This is a genomic window from Streptomyces caeni, assembly GCF_042678285.1.
In the GTDB taxonomy this organism is placed as follows: Bacteria; Actinomycetota; Actinomycetes; order Streptomycetales; family Streptomycetaceae; genus Streptomyces; species Streptomyces caeni.
Genome location: NZ_JBHUDX010000026.1, coordinates 13,140 through 34,857, shown reverse-complemented (window position 1 = coordinate 34,857; position 21,718 = coordinate 13,140). Strand labels below are relative to the sequence as shown.

The 21,718-nt window shown below is 71.0% G+C and carries 16 protein-coding genes and 2 pseudogenes; 6 read left to right on the top strand and 12 right to left on the bottom strand.

What is annotated here, in order from left to right; translation table 11 throughout:
- Positions 1 to 1,492, bottom strand: a 1,492-nt coding sequence (locus ACFSL4_RS10470) for a DUF4192 domain-containing protein (RefSeq protein ID WP_381080925.1), incomplete at its 3' end; no start/stop codon positions are given.
- Positions 1,493 to 1,625: 133 nt separating this feature from the next.
- Between ACFSL4_RS10470 and ACFSL4_RS10465 the strand changes: the two genes are divergently transcribed.
- The gene (locus ACFSL4_RS10465; RefSeq protein ID WP_381080923.1) at positions 1,626 to 3,959 is read left to right on the top strand and encodes a RecQ family ATP-dependent DNA helicase; all 2,334 of its coding nucleotides are present in this window, start codon (positions 1,626 to 1,628) and stop codon (positions 3,957 to 3,959) included.
- Between the two features lie 232 nt (positions 3,960 to 4,191).
- Positions 4,192 to 4,827 (top strand): hypothetical protein, encoded by a 636-nt coding sequence (locus ACFSL4_RS10460; RefSeq protein WP_381080921.1) that lies wholly within the window; start codon positions 4,192 to 4,194, stop codon positions 4,825 to 4,827.
- 397 nt (positions 4,828 to 5,224) lie between these two features.
- Here ACFSL4_RS10460 and ACFSL4_RS10455 read toward each other — a convergent pair whose 3' ends face one another.
- The 3 genes from ACFSL4_RS10455 to ACFSL4_RS10445 form a co-directional block, all read right to left on the bottom strand.
- Entirely contained in the window at positions 5,225 to 5,833 is a 609-nt protein-coding gene (locus ACFSL4_RS10455; protein WP_381080919.1) for a hypothetical protein, read from the bottom strand.
- 68 nt (positions 5,834 to 5,901) lie between these two features.
- On the bottom strand, positions 5,902 to 6,603 hold the full coding sequence (locus ACFSL4_RS10450) for a ribonuclease HII (protein ID WP_381080917.1): 702 nt from the start codon (positions 6,601 to 6,603) through the stop codon (positions 5,902 to 5,904).
- A gap of 159 nt (positions 6,604 to 6,762) precedes the next feature.
- Positions 6,763 to 7,377 carry a TetR/AcrR family transcriptional regulator gene (locus tag ACFSL4_RS10445; RefSeq protein WP_381080915.1) on the bottom strand — a complete coding sequence of 205 codons (615 nt, stop codon included), beginning with the start codon at positions 7,375 to 7,377 and terminating at the stop codon, positions 6,763 to 6,765.
- A 178-nt stretch (positions 7,378 to 7,555) separates the two neighbouring features.
- Between ACFSL4_RS10445 and ACFSL4_RS10440 the strand changes: the two genes are divergently transcribed.
- Positions 7,556 to 9,103, top strand: a complete 1,548-nt coding sequence (locus tag ACFSL4_RS10440; protein ID WP_381080913.1) for an MFS transporter — start codon at positions 7,556 to 7,558, stop codon at positions 9,101 to 9,103.
- A 212-nt stretch (positions 9,104 to 9,315) separates the two neighbouring features.
- Here ACFSL4_RS10440 and ACFSL4_RS10435 read toward each other — a convergent pair whose 3' ends face one another.
- From ACFSL4_RS10435 to ACFSL4_RS10425, 3 genes are all read right to left on the bottom strand, one after another.
- A complete protein-coding gene (locus ACFSL4_RS10435) occupies positions 9,316 to 10,221 on the bottom strand; it encodes an ADP-ribosylglycohydrolase family protein (protein WP_381080911.1) in 906 nt (301 codons plus the stop codon).
- 12 nt (positions 10,222 to 10,233) lie between these two features.
- Entirely contained in the window at positions 10,234 to 10,893 is a 660-nt protein-coding gene (locus tag ACFSL4_RS10430) for a histidine phosphatase family protein (protein ID WP_381080909.1), read from the bottom strand.
- 106 nt (positions 10,894 to 10,999) lie between these two features.
- Entirely contained in the window at positions 11,000 to 11,605 is a 606-nt protein-coding gene (locus tag ACFSL4_RS10425) for a YdbC family protein (protein ID WP_381080907.1), read from the bottom strand.
- A gap of 152 nt (positions 11,606 to 11,757) precedes the next feature.
- Between ACFSL4_RS10425 and ACFSL4_RS10420 the strand changes: the two genes are divergently transcribed.
- The gene (locus tag ACFSL4_RS10420; protein WP_381080905.1) at positions 11,758 to 12,291 is read left to right on the top strand and encodes a TerD family protein; all 534 of its coding nucleotides are present in this window, start codon (positions 11,758 to 11,760) and stop codon (positions 12,289 to 12,291) included.
- 267 nt (positions 12,292 to 12,558) lie between these two features.
- On the opposite strand, the pseudogene ACFSL4_RS10415 reads toward ACFSL4_RS10420, so the two are convergent.
- Positions 12,559 to 12,799 (bottom strand): annotated as a pseudogene (locus ACFSL4_RS10415) (two-component sensor histidine kinase); the annotation flags it as partial.
- A 226-nt stretch (positions 12,800 to 13,025) separates the two neighbouring features.
- Here ACFSL4_RS10415 and ACFSL4_RS10410 point away from each other — a divergent pair.
- Positions 13,026 to 13,484 (top strand): annotated as a pseudogene (locus tag ACFSL4_RS10410) (endonuclease/exonuclease/phosphatase family protein); the annotation flags it as partial.
- Positions 13,485 to 13,701: 217 nt separating this feature from the next.
- Here the strand turns inward: ACFSL4_RS10410 and ACFSL4_RS10405 are convergent.
- On the bottom strand, positions 13,702 to 16,584 hold the full coding sequence (locus ACFSL4_RS10405) for a vitamin B12-dependent ribonucleotide reductase (RefSeq protein ID WP_381080903.1): 2,883 nt from the start codon (positions 16,582 to 16,584) through the stop codon (positions 13,702 to 13,704).
- Positions 16,585 to 16,734: 150 nt separating this feature from the next.
- Positions 16,735 to 17,298 (bottom strand): transcriptional regulator NrdR, encoded by a 564-nt coding sequence (gene nrdR / locus ACFSL4_RS10400; RefSeq protein WP_381080901.1) that lies wholly within the window; start codon positions 17,296 to 17,298, stop codon positions 16,735 to 16,737.
- Positions 17,299 to 17,817: 519 nt separating this feature from the next.
- Between nrdR and lexA the strand changes: the two genes are divergently transcribed.
- Complete coding sequence (lexA, locus tag ACFSL4_RS10395; protein ID WP_381080899.1) at positions 17,818 to 18,597, top strand: transcriptional repressor LexA; 780 nt, start codon at positions 17,818 to 17,820, stop codon at positions 18,595 to 18,597.
- A 138-nt stretch (positions 18,598 to 18,735) separates the two neighbouring features.
- Here lexA and ACFSL4_RS10390 read toward each other — a convergent pair whose 3' ends face one another.
- Both ACFSL4_RS10390 and ACFSL4_RS10385 read right to left on the bottom strand, forming a co-directional pair.
- Positions 18,736 to 20,709, bottom strand: a complete 1,974-nt coding sequence (locus ACFSL4_RS10390) for an ATP-dependent DNA helicase (RefSeq protein WP_381080897.1) — start codon at positions 20,707 to 20,709, stop codon at positions 18,736 to 18,738.
- A gap of 150 nt (positions 20,710 to 20,859) precedes the next feature.
- A complete protein-coding gene (locus ACFSL4_RS10385; RefSeq protein WP_381080895.1) occupies positions 20,860 to 21,693 on the bottom strand; it encodes a GNAT family N-acetyltransferase in 834 nt (277 codons plus the stop codon).
- Positions 21,694 to 21,718: the final 25 nt, after the last annotated feature.

The window sequence follows — 21,718 nt, the reverse complement described above, 5'->3', positions numbered from 1 at the left end:
GCCGGTGACGCGCCTCGGCCGCCGTGGGGATGCCGGGGGAACGGCGCGGCGGCCGGTTGCCGCCGCTCGTCAAACGCGCCGCCGCAGGTCCGTCGTGTCCCCCAAGGCGCTCCGGGTCCGCGCCGCGCCCCGAGCCACGGGGCGGCCGGGAGGTGCCAAACGGCAGCGACGTGCCACCCGACGGCGTCGTGACCGCCCCCTCCATCGTCTCCTCCGCCCCGGTCGCCTCCTTGGACTCCTTCGTCTCGGTCGCCTCCTCGGACTCCTTCGTCGCGCGGCCGGCCCTCTCCGACCGCAGGCAGCGGCGGACGGTCTCCGGGTCCAGGCCCTCGTTGCACGCCTGGTGCAGAAGGCGGGCGAAGAGGTAGTCCGGGTCGGCGCCCAGGGCCATGGCGAAGGCTTCGCGGGCTTCGAGCTCGTCTCCCGTCGACCAGGCGACCCACCCGGCGAGCGTCAGGGGCGCGGCGGCGTGCTCGCCGTAGGAGGCGACGCAGCAGCGGGCCAGGGCGCGCCACAGTCTCAGGGCCAGGGGGGCCTCCGCGCCTTCCATCCACTCCGCGGCCCGGTCGCGGGTCGTGCGGTCCTGGAGGCCGAGGATCAAAGCCGCGGCCTCGTCGTGTGCGAGCAGGTCGTCGTCGCGGAGGTCCGCCGGCAGGATGCCGGACACGGTTGGGGCCTCGGCGAAGCGCGCCATGACGCGCTCCGCCAGTTCGAGCGTTGCCGCGGCGACCTCCTCGCGGGTACGGTCGCCCAGGATCCTCGGAACGAGTGCCAGGCTCGCGGCGTCCAGCGCGGCCTCCTGGCCGAGAGCGGCCGGCGTTTCCCGGGGCGTGAGTCTCGCCCTGAACTCCTTGAGACTGCCGCGCACTTGAAGGCCGGCGTAGGTCGCGGCCGCGGCCAGGACTGAGGTGCCGGGCAGGCCCATCGGCCGTCCTTCGGGTGGACAGCACCCCGGGCTCGGGCAGCAGTACGACCAGAAGCGGCCGTCGGAGATGCAGAGAGCCTCCACCACGGGAACGTCGAGGCGACCGCATGCCGTGCGCAGCAGCTGGGCGAGTGGCCGCAGACGCTCCATCACGTCGCGTCCTGTCTCGCCGTTCGCCGGTTCCTGTACGAGGTAGGCGACCATGTGCTCCGGCCGGAAGCCTCTGCGCTCGCTGCCGGTCACCAGCCCGTGCGCCAGCTGCTCGGCCACCGACGGCCAGTCGCCGGGGTGGGCGGGGATGCCGAGTCGTGCGCGCCCGCCGAACCTCCCCCGCTTTTCCCGGTCGTGCAGCGCGACCAGCACGATGCTGTCCTCGGGGCGGTAGCCGAGAAGGTAGGGCAGGGCGTCTGCCAGCTCGGTCGGCGTGCGCAGCGTGACCTGGGGCTCATCACGGAGTTCTGCGGAGGGATCGTGTCCGCCGCGCGCCGTGGGCTCACTGCTGTCGGGCGCGGATCCGCCCGTGTCACCGATGCCGGAGGAGCCGGCCGCTTCGTCGTGGTTCGTCATGCCGTGACCATCTCGCGGATCTTGGAATTCCGCTTGGCCTGTGGACAACCCCGGCCATGAGCACGCCAGGAGTTCTCCACAGGTCACGGGGCCCGCTCGCACGATGTCCGGCCGATCGGGTTGCATGGACGCCATGACCGATGAACATCCGCGCCCCACGACGGACGACACCAGGCCCATCGCCGCGGAGGATCCGCGCGCCACCGCACAGGGCCTGCCCGTCCCGCCGGAGGTTCCGCGCGCCACAGCGGACGGCCCGCACGCCGCGTCCGGGGACCTGCCTGCCCCGGCCGGGAACCCGAGCGCCGCGGCCGTGGCCGACGGCCTGCGCGCCGCGGCCGACGCCCTGCTCGCCCGGCTCGTCGGCGCGCGAGCGGGCGGTGCGCGGCTGCGCGAGGACCAGTGGCGTGCCATCCAAGCCCTGGTGGCGGACCGGCGCAGAGCCCTGGTCGTCCAGCGCACGGGCTGGGGCAAGTCGGCGGTGTACTTCGTCGCGACCGCGCTGCTGCGCGAGCGCGGCGCGGGTCCCACTGTCATCGTCTCGCCGCTGCTCGCCCTCATGCGCAATCAGGTCGAAGCCGCCGCCCGCGCCGGTATCCACGCGCGGACCATCAACTCGTCCAACACGGAGGAGTGGGAGACCGTCCGGGCCGAGGTGGCCGCGGGTGAGGTGGACGTACTGCTGGTGAGCCCGGAACGGCTCAACAACCCTGACTTCCGCGACCGGGTGCTCCCCCGGCTGACGGCCACGACCGGTCTGCTCGTGGTCGACGAGGCTCACTGCATCTCGGACTGGGGCCATGACTTCCGCCCCGACTACCGGCGGCTGCGCACGATGCTCGCGGACCTCCCGTCCGGCGTGCCCGTCCTGGCGACGACGGCCACGGCCAACGCACGCGTGACGGCCGACGTGGCGGAGCAGCTCGGTACCGGGGTGGGGGCGGACGCTCTGGTTCTGCGCGGATCTCTGGACCGGGAGAGCCTGAGGCTCGGCGTGCTCCGGCTTCCGGACGCCGCCCACCGGTTGGCCTGGCTCGCCGATCACCTCGGTGAGCTGCCCGGGTCCGGGATCGTCTACACCCTCACGGTGGCGGCCGCCGAGGAGGTCACCGCGTTCCTCCGGCAGTGCGGGCACACCGTGGCCTCCTACACCGGGAAGACGGAGAACGCGGACCGCCGGCAGGCCGAGGAGGACTTGCTGGCCAACCGGGTCAAGGCCCTGGTCGCCACGTCCGCCCTCGGCATGGGTTTCGACAAGCCGGACCTCGGTTTCGTGGTGCACCTCGGCTCGCCCTCGTCCCCGATCGCCTACTACCAGCAGGTGGGACGCGCGGGCCGCGGTGTGAAACACGCGGAGGTGCTGCTGTTGCCGGGCAGAGAGGACCAGGCGATCTGGGACTACTTCGCCTCGATCGCGTTTCCTCCCGAGGAGCAGGTGCGGCGCACTCTGGAGGCCCTGGCCGAGGCGGGCCGCCCCCTGTCGCTGCCCGCCCTCGAACCACTGGTCGAACTGCGCCGGTCCCGGCTGGAGACGATGCTCAAGGTTCTCGACGTGGACGGGGCGGTGCGCCGTGTCCAGGGCGGCTGGATCGCGACGGGGGCTCCGTGGACGTACGACGCCGAGCGGTACGCCTGGGTGGCCAAGCAGAGGGAGGCCGAGCAGCAGGCGATGCGCGACTACGTGACGACGACAGGGTGCCGGATGGAGTTCCTGCGGCGGCAGCTGGACGACGAGGCAGCGGCTCCCTGTGGGCGCTGCGACATCTGTGCCGGACCGCGGTTCACGGACTCTGTCTCCCCCGCCGCCCTGGACGCGGCACGGGGTGAACTGGGCCGCGCGGGCGTCGAGGTCGAGCCGCGGAAGATGTGGCCGACGGGCCTGCCGGCGATAGGTGTGGATCTGAAGGGGCGCATCCCGGGCGGGGAACAGGCGGCGCCGGGGCGGGCCCTCGGACGGCTCTCGGACATCGGCTGGGGCAACCGGTTGCGGCCGCTGCTCGCGCCCCAGAGCCCGGACGGGCCCGTGCCGGACGATGTCGCGCGGGCCGTGGTCGGCGTGCTGACCGACTGGGCGAAGGGACCTGGCGGCTGGGCCTCCGGCGAGCCCGGTGCCCAGCCGCGTCCGGTCGGCGTGGTCACCATGGCCTCGCACAGCCGTCCGCGGCTGATCCAGACCCTGGGGGCGCGTGTCTCCGAGGTCGGACGGCTGCCGCTGCTGGGGTCCGTGGAGTACGCGGGCGATGTACCGCGGGTACCCAGAAGCAACAGCGCGCAGCGACTGAAGGCACTCGACGGGGCGCTGACCGTGCCGCCCGCGCTGGCCTCAGCCCTCCGGGAGACGCACGGTCCGGTGCTGCTCGTGGACGACGCGACGGAGACGGGCTGGACGCTGGCGGTGGCCGCCCGCATACTCCGACGTGCCGGAGCGGAGGGGGTGTTGCCGCTGGTCCTCGCCGTGCAGGCGTGACCCGTCCGTTCCCGGGGAACACACTGGGCAGTGACGGCAGGGGATATAGGTCACGCATCACCAGGAACCGGTCGGCAGCACCAATTGCTCGTTGCCGCATTCCAGTTCGGCGGGAACAATTGAGTTCCGCTCCCCGCGCGGCTCGTCCGTGATCCGGTAGGGCTCTCTGCGGTGTGGGCTCCCCCAAGTCAGACCCCGCCCGCAGTGTGGGCGCGTAGCCGAAGGGAGGATCGTGACCTTCGGATTCGCTCCGTCCTCAGCGGCATCCATGTCGGCCTCCGCCGAATCGTCCGCCGTGTCTGCCAATCCCATGGCCCGGATGCTCGAGCCCGCGGAATGGGCCGCCGCGGGAATCCCACTGCTGCGCAATCCCCGGGACATCGTGAGCGGACTGCACTCCCGGCACCGGCCGCGGCCTTCCACCGCCATCGTGGCCGTCCTGGATCCGGACGAACGGCTGCGGGCGAGCGCCTCGTTCACCCGGCGTCCGGCGCCGGCGGACGGCTGGGTGCTGCGCAACGCGCTGCTCGCCCAACTGCGCCGGGTCATCCCGCACGACCTGCGGCGCCGTACCCCCGTGCGGACGGCCGTGCTGCTCTACTGCCGAGAGGGCGACACACGGTGGACGGAGGAGGACGGAGCGTGGATGTGGGGCCTGCGCGATGCGTGCACGCTGCACGGGCTGCGCTGCGGTGCGTACATCACGCTGACGCGTGAAGGCTGGCAGGTACTGGGCGAGGGCCGAGGCGGACGCCGCCCCAACGCGGACTCGCCGCCGGAGGCGTTCGGCCTGGCAGGCGCTCCGCCGCCTCAGCCTCGCACGGGGGGCGTGACCTCCGAGGTACTGCGCCGGGCCGCCGCCCGCTGAACGGAGCGGCGTCATCGCCGGCTCAGCGACGCAGTGCCTTCTCGCGCGGGAGGCCGTGATTCAGCGACGTACGACGGCGCACGTCATGGCAGCGCCGCACGGCAGGAGCAGGATCCGGGGCGAACGCGGCGCGGGCACGCCGACGCCGTCGCCCTGGCGGTCCCGCGCAGGCGCCGTGCGTTCATGGACGCTCGGCCGGGAAGCCGAGCAGCCGCGTCCGCGCGCCCCGAGGCACCGGAACCGGGCCGGCCGCCTCGTGGAAGGGCACGCGGAAGCGACCGCCGTACCGGTGCCGCCGCGGCGGCACCCACATCGGCTGTCGGTGCCCGGACCGCACAGCCGGACAGGGCCTCCGGCGCAGCGGGCGTCTGAGCGATCCGGACCTGGTCCGGATCGCTCAGACGCCCGCGCCGAGCACCGAGTTGATCTGCTGGGGGTCGCCGCAGACGATCAGCAGGGCACCGGCCCTGGCGAGCGCCAGCGGAAGCGTGGCGGCGACGGTGGCGTCCGGGCCGCCATTGACAGCGACCACGACCACCGAGCGGGCGGCGGCACGGGACGCGACGGAGGCATCGGCATAGAAGATGTCGTCGCCGGCGTCGTGCTGCGCCCAGTAGGCGGCCTCACCGAAGGACAGTTCGTGCGCGGCCCATGGGTGCGGCGCGCCGGTGGTGATCACCAGCACGTCACCCGGGGCACGGCCGGACTCCAGCAGCAGGTCGACGGCTTCCTCGGCGGCGTCCAGGGCACCCTCGAGCGAGGCCGGGATGAGCTGGATCTGCGGGGTCGCGGAGGGAGCGGACGGACCGGGCTTGGGCGTGGCCGGTTCGCGCGTGGTGCGCTGGGCCGGCATCGGCCGGGGCCCCGGGCGGCCGGGGCGCGCGGGGGCCGCGGGGCGCGGGCCGGGTACGGGACGAGGGGTCGGCGCGGTACGGCCGCTGGCCGGAGTGGCGCGGGGACCCTGGGCACTCTCGTGAATCTGAGGCTCCTCGGGAATGAGAGGCATAGCTGATGTTTATCAAACGCCGGTGCGACGCGCGTCGGCGGGTGGCACACGAGTGCGACCGGAACCGGTCAGAAGTCGAAGCCGAGCTGGCCCTCGATTTCCGGCACGCTTCCGTCCGCCCAGTTGCGGACCTTCTTGAGGTGCCGCCACTGGGGCAGCGCATCAAGATACGCCCACGACAAGCGGTGGTACGGGGTGGGGCCCCGCTCCTCCAGCGCGGCCTTGTGCACAGGTGACGGATACCCGGCGTTGGCCGCAAAACCGAAGTCTGCATGGTCGATACCCAGTTCGGCCATCATTTTGTCGCGGTGGACCTTGGCGATCACCGAGGCCGCCGCGACCACCACGCACGACTGGTCGCCCTTGATCACCGTACGGACCTTCCAGGGCGCCCCCAGGTAGTCGTGCTTCCCGTCGAGGATGACCGCGTCGGGCCGGACGGGCAACGCCTCCAGGGCACGCACCGCGGCGAGCCGCAGCGCGGCCGTCATCCCGAGGTCGTCAATCTCCTCGGGGGAGGCATGACCGAGCCTGTAGGCCGTCACCCAGTTCTCCAGTTGCCCGGCGAGCTCGGTGCGCCGCTTGACGGTGAGCAGCTTGGAGTCGGTGAGGCCTTCGGGCGGTCGGCGCAGGCCCGTGACCGCCGCGCAGACGGTGACGGGTCCGGCCCACGCACCGCGCCCCACCTCGTCGACACCGGCGACGACCTTCGCTCCGGTCGTTGCGCGCAGGGAGCGCTCGACGGTGTGGGTAGGGGGTTCGTACGGCATGGCGCCCCTAGCGTACGCCGCCGGGATGACCGTGCGACACCCCGGTTCCCCGGGGCAACGGCACACCCTGCGGCGCCGCCCGCGACGCCCGTTCCCGGGCTGGGCCGCTCGCCGCCCAGCCCGCGTCGTCCGGGACCTTCGAACCCCGGACGAGCCTCGCTACGGCCGAAGCAGCGGGATCATCAGCTGGTCGACCATCTCCTCGATTTCCTGGTCGCTCCATTCACTTCCGCACATTTTCGAGCGGTACATCATCATCGCCGGGATGACGTCGTAGACGTATCTGTTTGCGGCGCCGCAGCGTACCTCCCCCCGCCGGATCCCACGGTCGATGACTTCTCGCAGCAGCTTTATGGTGGGCTCCACGACTCCCTGGTAGATCACGCCGTGGAAGCGCTCGGCCTGCACGGTGTCGCATTCGTGAATCACTGAGCGAAGCGCGAACCCGGGGCGCGAGTACATTGCCTCGCGCGCCCGCCGGCACAGCGCGAGCAGGTCCTCCCGCACACCTCCGAGGTCGGGCGCCTCGTCGAAGCGCGGCAGGCCGGCCTGCAGCGCGTCCGCGACAAGATCCTCCTTGGACTGCCAGCGACGGTAGACCGCGGCCTTGCCGGTCTGGGCGCCGGCGGCGACACCCTCCATCGTGAGGCCGTTCCACCCGACCGTACTGAGTTGCTCCAGCGCGGCGTCAAGGATCGCGCGCTCGAGCACGGCACCGCGCCGACGCAGGGAAGCCGACTGCGCGGAGGGGGCCGTCGGGGACGAAGTACCCATCTGTGTATCTCCGTTGGGCATGGGGAAGCGGGGGGTTTGCAGGGAAGGCGGTGAGCGGTCGAGCGGAGCCGCACGGCAACGAAACCAGTGAACGCTTGCGTTCACTGAAGGGGACTCACTACCGTTTGACGCGACAGTGAACGCGAGCGTTCACTAACACACTTGTGGGGGACCCATAGTGACAACCTCTCCGTTGATCCAGGAACAGAAGCCGGGAGCCGCACGCCGGGAGGGGCATCCCAGCATCGCGCTCACCGTCATCGTGGCCTGCCAACTCATGGTGGTACTCGATGCGACGATTGTGAACATCGCCCTCCCGCACATTCAAGACGCGCTGAAGTTCAGCACGACCGACCTGACATGGGTGGTCAGCGCGTACACGCTCACCTTCGGTGGCCTGCTGCTTCTCGGCGGCCGGGCCGGCGACATCCTCGGCCGGCGCCGGGTCTTCATGACGGGCATCCTGCTGTTCACCTTCGCCTCGCTGCTCGGGGGACTCGCCCAGGAACCCTGGCAGTTGCTCGCCGCGCGCGCCTTGCAGGGCATGGGTGGCGCGATCGCGTCGCCCACCTCGCTGGCGCTCATCACCACCACCTTCCCCGAAGGCCCGGAGCGCAACCGGGCCTTCGGAGTCTTCGCCGCCGTTTCGGCCGGTGGCGGCGCGATCGGTCTGCTGGCCGGCGGCATGCTCACGGAGTGGCTCGACTGGCGCTGGGTCCTCTTCGTCAACGTGCCCATCGGTGTGCTGATCGCCTCGCTCACCCCCCGGTACATCAACGAGTCCGAACGCCATCCCAGGCGCTTCGACATCGCGGGCGCGCTCACGTCGACGACCGGCATGGCGTCCCTCGTGTACGGCTTCATCCGCGCCGCCGGAGAGGGCTGGCGCGACAGTGTCACGATCGGGTCCTTCGGTGCGGCCGTGGTGCTGCTGCTGGCGTTCGCCTTCATCGAGACGCGGGCCAAGGAGCCGATCACGCCGCTGCGCATGTTCGCCGACCGCAACCGGTCCGGCACGTACGTGATCATGCTGAGCCTGGCAGCGGCGATGTTCGGCATGTTCTTCTACATCGTGCTCTTCGTGCAGAACGTGCTGGGATACAGCCCGATCTCGGCCGGCGTGGCCTTCCTGCCGGTGACGGTCGCGATCGTGACCGGCGCCGGACTGTCGCAGCGGTTCCTGCCGATCCTCGGCCCCAAACCGTTCATGCTGGTCGGGACGACCCTGGTCGTGCTCGGGCTCGGCTGGCTGACGTTCATCGCACCCGACAGCTCCTACGTCAAAGGAGTGCTCGGCCCGATGCTGGTGTTCGGCTTCGGCATGGGCCTGAACTTCGTGACGCTCACGCTCACCGCGGTCTCGGGCGTCGCCCAGCACGAGGCGGGTGCGGCGTCGGGTCTGCTGAACACCACCCAGCAGGTGGGCGGATCGCTCGGCCTGTCCATCCTGACCACGGTCTTCGGAACGGCCAGCCGGAACGAGGCCGACAAGCAGATACCGAAGTTCCTGGCGAACGGCACGGCCGAGCAGAAGGCGGAGTTCGCCAGGGCCCACCAACTGCCGGCCCCCTGGGGCCACGAGGTCCTCGCCCAGGGCATCTCGACGGCGTTCGTCCCGGCCGCCGCGATGGCCGCACTCGCGCTGATCACGGCCGCGGTGGTCATCCGGGTCCGCAGGAGCGACCTGGAGGCGCTGTCCGGCACGGCGGGACCGGCCGGCGGCTGAGGATGCCGTCCCGCCCCTGTCTCCGGTCCATCGACCGGAGGCAGGGGCCGGCCGCCCGAGAGCCCTCGTGGAGACCGACGGCGAGGGCGTCGGCGGGGACGCCCGCGACACGACGCCCGCCGTGCCCGTCACATCACCGGTCACGTCACGGGGGGCCGCGCTCCGGCCGTCCGCGGTACGGCCGCGCCAGGCGCCGCTGCCGTACCCACCGCCTACGCCGACGGCGACACCCAGTCCGGCAGGGGCTCCGTCCGCTCCAGCCATTCCGCCGGGGGCGCCCCTGCCTTCCCCGAGGCGATCACTCCGCCGACGATGGCGCAGGTCGTGGACACGTCACCACCGGCCCGTGCGGTCGTCCAGAAGCCCTGTTCGTAGTCACCGAGGGCGCGCGCCGCCGACCAGAGAGCGAACGGCACCGTGTCGTGCGCCGTCCGGCGCCGTCCGCAGCCGAGGACCGCCGCGACGGTCCCCGTGTCGCCGTAGTCGAGCATGTCTCGCGCCCGGCGCAGCCCCGCTCCGACGGCGCTCTTCGGGATGAGCGCGACGACGCCGTCGAGGAGTGCCCCTGGGCTGGGCGGGCCGACGGGGTCCGCGACGAGGGCCGCCGCCGCGGCGACCGCCATGGCGCCGACCACGGCCTCGCGATGCTGGTGGGTGGGGTACGCGGAGATCTCCGCCTGATACGTGGCGTGCTCCGGGTCGTCGGCGTACCAGGCGCCCAGAGGGACGGTGCGCACCGCCGCGCCGTTGCCCCACGATCCGTGGCCCTTGAACAGGGCCGCGGCCTGCTCGCGCCAGTCGCCGCCCCGGTGGACACTCGCGAGGAGGCGGTCGATCGGGGGCTCGTAGCCGCGCTGCGCATCGTGGTGCTCGGCGAGGGAGCGGGCGAGCACATCCTGGTCGACGCGATGGTGCGCGGCCAGGACGGCCACGACGGAGCAGGCCATCTCCGTGTCGTCCGTCCACTGCCAGAGGCGCGGCGGCAGCTCGCGGCGCGTGAGGAGCGCATGGCTCGCGGGCGCGAGAAACCGTGCGCCGAGCGCGTCCCCCACCGCCAGCCCGCGCAGGACGGCCAGGGCGCGCCCCAGGCGGCCGGTGGAGGAGAAGTCACTGGTCATCGCCCTGCCACTCTATCCAGCGATCCAGTAGGGCTCCGGGTCGCGCCAGCGCTCGAACGGTCGGTCGAGGCTGTACTTGCCGTCCTCCCCGAGGACGAGCATGCGCGTCTCGCCGTTCCCGGGGTTCGAGAGCGATTCGAACTCCGCGACGGTCCAGTGGAACCAGCGCATGCAGAACAGCCGCATGGCCAGGCCGTGGGTCACCAGGAGCACGTTCGGCGGGTGGTCCGGGGCCTCGAAGCTGCGGAACAGGCTCTCCAGGAAGCCGCCCACCCGGTCGTACACGTCGGCGCCGGACTCACCCTGGGCGAAACGGTAGAAGAAGTGCCCGTACGCGTCGCGGTACGCCTTCTGGAGCTGTACGTCGTCGCGGTCCTGCCAGTTGCCCCAGTCCTGCTCGCGCAGCCGGGGCTCCTCCCGGACCCGGACGAGCCCGGGGTCCAGGTGAAAGGCGTGGAGCGTCTCATGGGTACGGCGGTACGGGGAGACGTACACGCTGACGCACTCCCGGCCGAAGAGCTCCCGCAGTCGTTTTCCCGTCTCCTCCGCCTGCCGCCATCCCCTCTCGGTGAGCGGCAGGGCGTGGTCGGGTTCGCGTTCGTACACGGAGTCATCGGCGTTGCCCACCGACTCGCCGTGCCGGACAAGGACGATGCGCCGTGGTCTTGCCATGCCAAAACCCTAGATCGGGTGACGCCCGAACGAGCACTCGAGGGACGCCCATACGGCGCAGGTCACACTTGAACCGCTCCCCACCGGCTCCATCCGGTTTTCGGACTCACACGATCCAGGTGGGCTCCAGATCCACGATGTCGCCCGTGAGCGCCGCGACGTCCGCCTCCGTCTGCGCCCTCAGGGCCAGGCGCTCCACACGCTCCTCGCGGTACTTGCCGTGCTCGGCGGCCGACTGCCACATCGAGAGGATCATGAACTCATGGCCCGGTGCCTCGCCGAACAGTCCGCGGACCATGCCCGGTGAGCCGGCCATGGCCGGGTTCCAGACCTTCTCCTGCATCAGCGCGAAGTGCTCGGCCCGCTCCTCATGGACCCGGCAGTGCGCCACGCGGACCAGGTCGGCGTCCGTGAAGCGCGGCTCGAATCCGGTCTTCACGTCGAACCGGTGGTCGAAGAGCCTGACCTGCTGGTCCTTGAATGTGCCCGACTGCGACGCGGCCAGCCGGTCGTGGGAACGCGCCATGAACGAGTCGTAGAACGCACGGCTCTCCCAGAACGCGAAGATGTGCGCCACACCGGGCCTCACCCGGCTCCAGCCCCCGCCCTGTCCCCGGAAGCCCGGCTCCCCCGGAAGCCCCGCCCACTTCCGCTGCCCCCGCTCGAAACCGCGGCGGTCCACCACGGTGCAGCGAATCCACTTGACCAGCACCGCGCCATCGTAAGGCCCCCGTGCGTGGCGTTGGTCACGCTCCGGTGGAGTGCACCCGCGCGAGCGCCCCCGCGCAGGAGGCACAATGGACAACTGGCCCTCATGGCAAGGAAGTTCGTACAGAGGGCACATGACAACGGGGAGGGGATGGGGTGAGCGGTCTCAACAAGGGCATCCGCAAGGTGGAACTGGCGGTGAAATGGGACCCCAGTCCGGCCGGGCAGCCGCCCACCGACCTCGACATCGTGGCCGCGACCTACCGGGCGGAAGATCCGTACGGGGATCCGGCCTATGCCGTGCACTTCGACAAGCGCTCCCCCGACGGCACGATCTACCTGAACCGCGACAGCGTGGACGGCAAGGGGTTCGGCTGGGACGAGGTCATGACCCTCGAACTCCATCGGCTCGACAGCGGGTACGCGCGCGTGGTGGCCGGCGTCGTCATCCAGCAGCGCAGCGGCCGCAAGACGTTCGTCGGCGTCCTGAACCCCGGGCTGCGCCTGCGCGAGGGCTACACGGTCCTGGCCGAGGACGACTTCGGCGGCGTCCCGGGCGCGACGGCGGCGACCGTGGCCGAGTTCGTGCGCGACGCCTCGGGCGAGTGGGCCTACCTCCCGGGCATCCACGGCTACGACACCGACCCGTCGGGCTTCGTCCGCGTGATGGGCAGCCCGCAGGACGCCTGAACGCCCTCCCCGGGGGACCGCCGCCAGCGCGTCCTCTCTGTAAGAGCGGTCGCCCCCGGGAGGGCGGACCGGCCGGTGGCCGGGCCGCCCTCCCGGGATCCGGGTACTGGCGCAGGGGGTCGTCCCGATGCCTCGCCTGCGCAGGGCCCGCCGAAAGCAACGCACCGGGCGGCTCAGCTGAGGCGAAATAACGCACGGTCGTGGCGCCGGCCGGTCGCGGCTCATGGACTACACCGTCCAACCGGTCTGCCCTTCACCCGCGGACCCAGCTCGGGTGCTGACGGCGTGGAGGCCGTCGATGACTTCGCGGGCGTCGTGGCTCGGATCGGTGCGGGCCACGCCGACAAGCGCCTTCGAGATCGCCGGCGGGGTGCGCAACTCGTGAGAAGCGTTGGCATGCGAATCCCCGCTGCTCGGCGACGTGCGCTTCGAACCGAGTGAGCACCGCGCCGAAGGCGTCGGCGAGCTCGCGGAACCCGTCTTTGCGGCCCGGTAGCCGGATTCGGTGTCGTCCCCGCCGGCGTGACCGCCCTCGACAACGCGATTCCGGCTGTGGCCGACCTCGATCCAGATCCGCTCAAGGCCCTCCGCCAGGCCGCAACGGGGCTTCTTCGCCAGGCGGTCGCCAAGTTCGGGTCCGAAGACGAGGCCGCCCGACGGGTGGCCACCGCGGTGACGTCTCCTCATATGAAAGGGGACGCGGTCGGCATCGGGCGCTCCGGTGCGACGGCCTGGACCACGGGCCGCTGGCGGACACCGATCCGGTCGGCGTCAAGATGTCCTGCACCCGGGCGCTGCGCACCACGGTGGCCACGCACCAGGGTCCGCTGGCGGTGTATGTGGCCCACTTGGGGGCCGCACGGGTGAATCCCGGGGCAGGCTTCTGGACGGACTCACGGGACAGAGCCGCGCGGTCGCTCGGCAAGGCCATCGCCGCCGAGCAGAGTGAGCGGGTGGTGCTGCTCGGCGGCCTGAACAGCACCATGGACGACCGCGCGTTCGCCGGCATCACCTCGTAGCTGCGCTCGGCCCAGGGCTCGGCCGGGAACGGCTTCGGCCTCCGCCGGTCGGCGAAGTTCCCGGTGGTGGGTATCGACCAGATCCTGGTCCGCGGTGTGAAGCCGGAGAGCTCGTGGGTGCTGCCGGCCACCGGCAGTGACCACCTGTCGGTGGCGGCCGGAACCAGCTGGTGAACACCGCATGAGGACCGGCGCTCCACCTGCCGCCCGCAATCGAGCGGCCGGCTCCCTGCCGGGCCGGGCGCTCGTCGTTCTCCCGCCGCGATCGCGGCGGGAGCTCCGAGAGACTGACTGCGGCGAGGGGCGCCGGCCACCGGGCCGGCGCCCCTCCTGCCGTCAGTGTTCAGCGGAACCGCGCCGAATGTCGCAGTCAACGCGATTCCGCTCTTTCTCAGCTGCAGCCGCTCGTCGAGCCGCAGCCCTCGCAGATGTAGCAGGAGCCCGCTCGCTGCATCTTCGTGCCGCAGGAGAAGCACAGCGGGGCGTCCGCCTGGATGCCCAGCTGCATCTCCACCAGTTCGGCGCTGGTGTGCGCCTGCTGCGGGGCCGGCTTGGCCGCCGCGGTGTCGGCCTTCGGAGTGGCGATCGCCTTCAGCTCCTGGGCGCGCGGCGCCGACTGGGCCAGGCCCTCCACATCGACCTCGTCGTCGGCCGGCTCGTACGAACCGGTCTCCAGATGGCGCTGGCGCTCCTCGGCGGAGTGGATGCCGAGCGCGGAGCGCGTCTCGAAGGGCAGGAAGTCCAGGGCCAGCCGGCGGAAGATGTAGTCGACGATCGACTGCGCCATCCGCACGTCCGGGTCGTCCGTCATACCGGCCGGCTCGAAGCGCATGTTGGTGAACTTCGAGACGTACGTCTCCAGCGGCACGCCGTACTGCAGACCCACCGAGACGGCGATCGAGAAGGCGTCCATCATGCCCGCGAGGGTCGAACCCTGCTTGGACATCTTGAGGAAGACCTCGCCGAGCCCGTCGTCCGGGTAGGAGTTGGCGGTCATGTAGCCCTCGGCGCCGCCGACGGTGAACGACGTGGTGATGCCGGGACGACCCTTCGGGAGGCGCTTGCGGACCGGGCGGTACTCGACGACCTTCTCGACCTTGGTCTCCGTGGCCGCCTCCTGCGCCCGCTTCTCGGCGGACTCCTTCTTCTTGGCGGAGAGCGGCTGGCCGACCTTGCAGTTGTCGCGGTAGATCGCGAGCGCCTTGATGCCCATCTTCCACGCCTCGAAGTAGATCTCCTCGACCTCCTCGACGGTCGCCGACTCCGGCATGTTGACCGTCTTGGAGATGGCGCCGGAGATCCACGGCTGGATCGCGGCCATCATGCGGACGTGGCCCATCGGGGAGATGGCGCGCTCGCCCATGGCGCAGTCGAAGACCTCGTAGTGCTGGTGCTTGAGGCCTGGCGCGTCGATCACATTGCCGTGCTCGGCGATGTGGGCGACGATCGCCTCGATCTGCTCCTCCTGGTAGCCCAGGCGGCGCAGCGCCTGCGGCACGGTGCCGTTGACGATCTGCATCGAGCCGCCGCCGACCAGCTTCTTGAACTTGACCAGGGCGAGGTCCGGCTCGACGCCGGTGGTGTCGCAGCCCATGGCGAGACCGATGGTGCCGGTCGGCGCGAGGACGGACGCCTGGGAGTTGCGGAAGCCGTTCTTCTCGCCGAGGCGGATCACGTCCTGCCATGCCTCCGTGGCGGCGGCCCACACCGGGGTGTCCAGGTCGTCCATGCGCACGGCCCGGGCGTTGGCGTCGGCGTGCTGCTTCATGACGCGCAGGTGCGGCTGCTCGTTGCGGGCGTAGCCGTCGTACGGGCCGACGACCGAGGCCAGCTCGGCGGAGCGCTTGTACGCGGTGCCGGTCATCAGGGAGGTGATGGCTCCGGCCAGGGCCCGGCCGCCGTCGGAGTCGTAGGCGTGGCCGGTGGCCATCAGCAGGGCGCCGAGGTTGGCGTACCCGATGCCGAGCTGGCGGAAGGCGCGGGTGTTCTCGCCGATCTTCTGGGTCGGGAAGTCCGCGAAGCAGATCGAGATGTCCATCGCGGTGATGATCAGCTCGACGACCTTGGCGAAGCGCTCGACGTCGAAGGACTGGTTGCCCTTGCCATCGTCCTTGAGGAACTTCATCAGGTTCAGCGAGGCGAGGTTGCAGGACGTGTTGTCCAGGTGCATGTACTCGCTGCAGGGGTTCGAGCCGTTGATGCGGCCGGACTCCGGGCACGTGTGCCAGTGGTTGATGGTGTCGTCGTACTGGATGCCGGGGTCGGCGCAGGCCCAGGCGGCCTCGGCCATCTTGCGGAAGAGCGCCTTGGCGTCGACCTCCTCGATGACCTCACCGGTCATGCGGGCGCGCAGACCGAACTTCCCGCCGTTCTCGACGGCCTTCATGAAGGTGTCGTTGACGCGGACCGAGTTGTTGGCGTTCTGGTACTGGACGGAGGTGATGTCGTCGCCGCCCAGGTCCATGTCGAAGCCCGCGTCGCGCAGGGCGCGGATCTTCTCCTCCTCCTTGACCTTGGTCTCGATGAAGTCCTCGACGTCCGGGTGGTCGACGTCCAGGATGACCATCTTGGCGGCGCGGCGGGTGGCACCGCCCGACTTGATCGTTCCCGCGGAGGCGTCGGCGCCGCGCATGAAGGAGACGGGGCCGGAGGCGTTGCCGCCGGAGGAGAGCAGTTCCTTGGAGGAGCGGATGCGGGAGAGGTTCAGACCGGCTCCGGAGCCGCCCTTGAAGATCATGCCCTCTTCCTTGTACCAGTCGAGGATCGACTCCATGGAGTCGTCGACGGACAGGATGAAGCAGGCGGAGACCTGCTGGGGCTGCGGAGTGCCGACGTTGAACCAGACGGGGCTGTTGAAGCTGAAGATCTGGTGCAGGAGGGCGTACGCCAGTTCGTGCTCGAAGATCTCCGCGTCGGCGGGCGAGGTGAAGTACTTGTAGTCCTCACCGGCCTTCCGGTACGTCTTCACGATGCGGTCGATCAGCTGCTTGAGGCTGGTCTCGCGCTGCGGGGTGCCGACGGCACCGCGGAAGTACTTGCTGGTGACGATGTTGACCGCGTTCACCGACCAGAACTCGGGGAACTCGACGCCACGCTGCTCGAAATTGACCGAGCCGTCGCGCCAGTTGGTCATGACGACGTCACGGCGCGCCCACTCGACCTCGTCGTACGGGTGCACTCCGGGGGTCGTGTGGATGCGCTCGATACGCAGTCCCTTGGCCTTGGTGCCCTTCGCCCGGGAACCTCGTGCCGGACCGCTCGCCGTCTCTGTCATGCCGCCTCCCTGTATCGGGCGAAAACGCCCTGAAGTGCCCTTTTCTTCCCATGGCACGGTGTTGTGTCTGCTTGTCACGCGCGTCGTGCGGGAGCGCGCGTGACGGGTCTGTGTGCGCCGCCGACGGGGCCGGTCCGGGCCGGCCGCCCGTCAGTCGGCGGCGGTGGCGGGCACGGGGACGTCGGCCGTCCCTCCGGACCCGCGTTCGGTTCCCCGGCGCTCCGCGGCGGCGTTCTCGCGCTCGCCGCCGTCCACAGCCGGGTACTCCCCCTGGTGTTCCCTGAGTTCCGCGATGGCGGCCTCGAAGTCCTCCAGCGAGTCGAACGCCCGGTACACGGACGCGAACCGCAGGTAGGCGACGAGGTCGAGTTCCTGGAGGGGGCCCAGTATGGCCAGCCCCACGTCGTGGGTGGTCAGCTCGGCGCTCCCGGTGGCCCGCACCGCCTCTTCGACCCGCTGGCCGAGCTGGGCGAGTGCGTCCTCGGTGACGGGCCGCCCCTGGCACGCCTTGCGCACACCATTGATGATCTTGGTGCGGCTGAACGGTTCGGTGACTCCGGACCGCTTGACCACCATCAGCGAGCACGTCTCCACGGTCGTGAAACGACGGGAGCAGTCGGGACACTGGCGGCGCCTGCGGATGGACGTGCCGTCGTCGGTCGTACGGCTGTCGACGACGCGGCTGTCAGGGTGCCTGCAGAAGGGGCAGTGCATGGCTCCAACCCTCCTTTTCAGCACGACTCATTGACCTCGTGGGCCCCACGGGCCCCTCGAAGCAGCCCCAAGCATAGGCGATCGCCGGGACCGCGAAAGCCCGGGGGACCACAACTTCTGGGCTGCTATCGTCATCCAACCACTACATCTAGCGATTGGCTCGTACATTCGCCGACGACACGCCCACGTCAGGCGGATTGGCATACACCGTGCGGCCACACCCGATCGGGCCATGCGCGGATTCGGCGGACGCCACATGAGGACGGGGCCGATACCCCGCCCGGGGGGGCGTCGGGTGGCAGACTGGGCGCCGGACACGGCGGCCCACAAGGCCATCTCCCCGGCGGTGCAGAGTACAGCAATGAGCGCCTGCACCCACTGGCGACGGTGTCGGCCAATACACCCGGACACGTAATCGCGTCAGGTAATTCGCGGATTTTCACTCGAACGTGTGTTTGGCGCAACCTTTCGAAAGCAACTACCGTTGTGCTGCACGGGAGACCATCGAGAGGGGCCGACGTGACCACCACCGCAGACAGTGCCGCCATCACTGCCCAGGACCGCTCCCAGGGCCGACTCGAGCCGGTGCACGCCATGAACGAAGCCACGAACCCCGCAGGGCCCAAGAGGTCCCTGCCCGGCCGACCTCCAGGCATCCGGGCGGACAGCTCGGGGCTGACCGACCGGCAGCGCCGGGTGATCGAGGTCATCCGGGACTCAGTGCAACGGCGCGGCTACCCACCGTCGATGCGGGAGATCGGCCAGGCCGTGGGCCTTTCCAGCACGTCCTCCGTGGCACACCAGCTGATGGCACTGGAGCGCAAGGGCTTCCTGCGGCGCGACCCGCACCGGCCCCGTGCGTACGAGGTGCGCGGCTCGGACCAGTCGTCCTCCGCGCAGCCCACCGACACCGCGGGCAAGCCCGCCGCGTCGTACGTCCCGCTCGTCGGCCGCATCGCAGCCGGTGGCCCCATCCTCGCCGAGGAGTCGGTGGAGGATGTCTTCCCGCTCCCCCGGCAGCTCGTCGGCGACGGTGAGCTCTTCGTCCTGAAGGTCGTCGGCGACTCCATGATCGAGGCCGCCATCTGCGACGGCGACTGGGTCACGGTCCGCCGCCAGCCCGTCGCCGAGAACGGCGACATCGTCGCCGCGATGCTCGACGGCGAGGCCACGGTCAAGCGCTTCAAGCGCGAGGACGGCCACGTCTGGCTGCTGCCGCACAACTCCGCCTACCAGCCGATCCCCGGCGACGAGGCGACGATCCTCGGCAAGGTGGTGGCGGTGCTGCGACGGGTGTGACCCCGCCGCGGCGGGCGGGCCGTGCGACACCCGCCCCTGATCCGGGCCCCGGGACCCCTGCGCCGGTTCCGGGGCCCCATGCTGTCCGGGGGGCCTCACCGTGTGACGGTCGGCTGCCCGAAAGAGCCCGGGAGCCGGTCAGGCTTCGTCGGCCTCGGCGGCCGCATCGATCGCGGCCAGCGACTTCCGCACCTGGTTGCGGTCCGTCGTGTACCAGAAGTCGGGCAGCGACGCCTTCAGATAGCTGCCGTACCGGGCCGTGGCAAGCCGCTGGTCCAGTACGGCGACCACACCCCGGTCCCTCGACGCCCGTACCAGGCGACCCGCGCCCTGTGCCATCAGGAGCGCCGCGTGCGTCGCGGCGACGGCCATGAAGCCGTTGCCCCCGGCGTCCTCCACCGCCTTCTGCCGAGCGCTCATCAGCGGGTCGTCGGGGCGCGGGAAGGGGATCTTGTCCATGACGACCAGCTGGCAGCTGGGGCCGGGCACGTCGACGCCCTGCCAGAGCGACAGCGTGCCGAAGAGGCAGGTTCTCGGGTCGGCCGCGAAGTTCTTGATCAGCTCCCCCAGCGTCTCCTCGCCCTGGAGAAGGATCGGGAACTCGGGGATGCGGGTGCGCAGTTCCTCGGCGGCGAGCTGGGCGGCCCGCATCGACGAGAAGAGGCCCAGCGTGCGACCCCCGGCCGCCTGGATCAGCTCCGTCAGCTCGTCGAGCATGTCCGCCCGGTCACCGTCACGCGCGGGGCGCGACAGATGCTTCGCCACGTACAGGATGCCCTGCTTGGGATAGTCGAAGGGCGAGCCCACGTCGACGCCCTTCCACTGCGGGACGTCCTCGCCCTCCGTGCCCTCGGGGGCGAGGCCGAGGGACGCGCCGACGCCGTTGAAGTCGCCGCCCAGTTTCAGCGTGGCCGACGTCAGGATCACCGAGCGGTCCGCGAAGAGCTTCTCCCTGAGGAGCCCCGACACGGACATCGGGGCGACACGCAGGGACGCGCCGAAGCGGTCGTGCCGCTCGTACCAGACGACGTCCCATTCGGAGCCGTTGGTGATGCGCTCCGCCACGTCGTGCACGCTCTCCACGGACGCCAGCGCCTGCTTGCGCACCGCGTCCTCGTCCTGGACCGACTTGTCGCGGGTGGCGCCGAGAGCGGAGATCACCGTGCGGGCGGCGTCACGCAACGCCATGAGGGCGTATCCGAGGTCCTCCGGGATCTCCTCGAGGCGGCCGGGAAGGGCCAGCTCCATCAGACGCTCGAAGCCCTCGGCGGCCGTCTGGAGCTGGTCTGCGGCCTTCTCGTTGACGAGCTTCGCCGCGCGGCGCACCGCACGGTTGACCTGGCCGGGAGTGAGCTCGCCGGTGGCCACGCCGGTGACCCGGGAGACCAGCTCGTGGGCCTCGTCGACGATCAGCACCTCGTGCTGCGGGAGGACCGGCGCACCCTCGATGGCGTCGATCGCCAGCAGCGCGTGGTTGGTGACGACGACCTCGGCGAGCTTGGCGCGCTCGCGGGCCGTCTCGGCGAAGCACTCGGCGCCGTACGCACACTTCGAGGCGCCCAGGCACTCCCGCGACGACACCGAGATCTGGGCCCAGGCACGGTCGGAGACGCCGGGTGTGAGGTCGTCCCGGTCACCGGTCTCCGTCTCCTGGGACCAGTCACGCAGCCGCAGCAGGTCCTGACCCAGCTTGCTGGTGGGCGCGGCGGCCTCGAACTGGTCGAAGAGACCGTCCTCCTCGTCCTGCGGCACGCCCTCGTGCAGGCGGTGCAGGCACAGGTAGTTCGAGCGGCCCTTGAGCATCGCGAACTCCGGCCGGCGGCGCAGCAGCGGGTGCAGTGCCTCGACCGTGCGCGGCAGGTCCCGCTCGACGAGCTGGCGCTGCAGCGCCAGGGTGGCCGTCGCCACGACGACGGGCTGGCCGTGTGCGAGCGCGGGGACCAGATAGCCCAGCGACTTTCCGGTGCCGGTGCCGGCCTGGATGAGCAGATGGGAGCCGTCGTCGATGGCCTCCGCGACGGCTTGGGCCATGGTCACCTGGCCGGGGCGCTCCGTGCCGCCGACGGCTGCGACGGCTGCATGCAGGAGTTCGGGGAGTGAGGGCTTCGTCATAGCGCGACCACCCTACGGCTCGTCAGTGACAACGGGGGGATGGAAGCGGTGGCACCTGGCGTGCTCATGGGTGGTGCGGGAGCGGGCACGGTTCCCCGGTTGCCGGCGGGAACCCACACAAGGCCAGCTTCGTTACGCAGAGTGATGGATCTAGAGCAGATGGCGCAGGCTCCGGTCCCGGACCATGAGGGCGGCCCGTTTGCCGGGCAGGTCGACCTCGGCGGCGTACCGGAAGCCGGCGCTGAGGAAGGCTGCGATGGAGGGCGTGTTGCGAAGGTCGGGTTCGGCGACGACGCGTGCGCAGGAAGGACGCCGGTCGAGGACAAGATCGGCGACGGCACGCAGCAGCGTGGCACCGAGGCCGCGACCGCGGTGGGCGACACCGCCGATGAGGAGGTGGATCCCGGTGTCATGAGGACGGGCGGGGTAGTGGCGGGCCAGCAGGTCGAGGTCTGCTCGGTAGATCTCCCAGTAGCTCATGGGGGTGCCGTCCAGCAGGCCGAGGCAGGGGACGCTGCGTCCGTCGCCGGCGAGTTGGGCGCGCAGGTGCCGCTCGGTCGCCGACCCGTCTCCGGCCAGGTTCCAGAACGCCGCGACGGCGGGGTCGTTCATCCAGCGGGTGACGAGCGGGAGATCACGGCCGGGGTGCACGGGGACGAGGCGGAAGTCACCGGCGGGGGTGGTGGTGGCGCCCCAGCAGGCGACGTGGTCGAGGAGGCCGGCGTCCCGTCGGGTGGCTGCCGTCTCGGCCGGAGCGGCGTCGTCCACCCTGGTCCGGCCCGCCCCGTCGTCCGGGCGGAGAGCCATGAACTGGTCGGGCAGCCGTAGGTCGAGGGTGTCCTCGACGTCCGGGCCACCACCGCGGCCGCGGCCGGCCCCGTGATGGTGGCCGGGCCGGGGACCGGTTCCGGAACCCCAGTCGGTGTCGGCGCCTTCGGGGGCGGAGACGATGCCGGCGTCGGTGCTCGCATCGGTGGGAGGCACGGCGACGCTCCTCTCGGAAGAGTTC

Coding starts and splice junctions, on each gene's coding strand:
- ACFSL4_RS10455 (WP_381080919.1), bottom strand. CDS start 5,833: ATGCCTCTCATTCCCGAGGAGCCTCAGATTCACGAGAGTGCCCAGGGT.
- ACFSL4_RS10465 (WP_381080923.1), top strand. CDS start 1,626: ATGACCGATGAACATCCGCGCCCCACGACGGACGACACCAGGCCCATC.
- ACFSL4_RS10445 (WP_381080915.1), bottom strand. CDS start 7,377: ATGGGTACTTCGTCCCCGACGGCCCCCTCCGCGCAGTCGGCTTCCCTG.
- ACFSL4_RS10430 (WP_381080909.1), bottom strand. CDS start 10,893: ATGGCAAGACCACGGCGCATCGTCCTTGTCCGGCACGGCGAGTCGGTG.
- nrdR (WP_381080901.1), bottom strand. CDS start 17,298: ATGCACTGCCCCTTCTGCAGGCACCCTGACAGCCGCGTCGTCGACAGC.
- ACFSL4_RS10450 (WP_381080917.1), bottom strand. CDS start 6,603: ATGCCGTACGAACCCCCTACCCACACCGTCGAGCGCTCCCTGCGCGCA.
- ACFSL4_RS10405 (WP_381080903.1), bottom strand. CDS start 16,584: ATGACAGAGACGGCGAGCGGTCCGGCACGAGGTTCCCGGGCGAAGGGC.
- ACFSL4_RS10390 (WP_381080897.1), bottom strand. CDS start 20,709: ATGACGAAGCCCTCACTCCCCGAACTCCTGCATGCAGCCGTCGCAGCC.
- ACFSL4_RS10435 (WP_381080911.1), bottom strand. CDS start 10,221: ATGACCAGTGACTTCTCCTCCACCGGCCGCCTGGGGCGCGCCCTGGCC.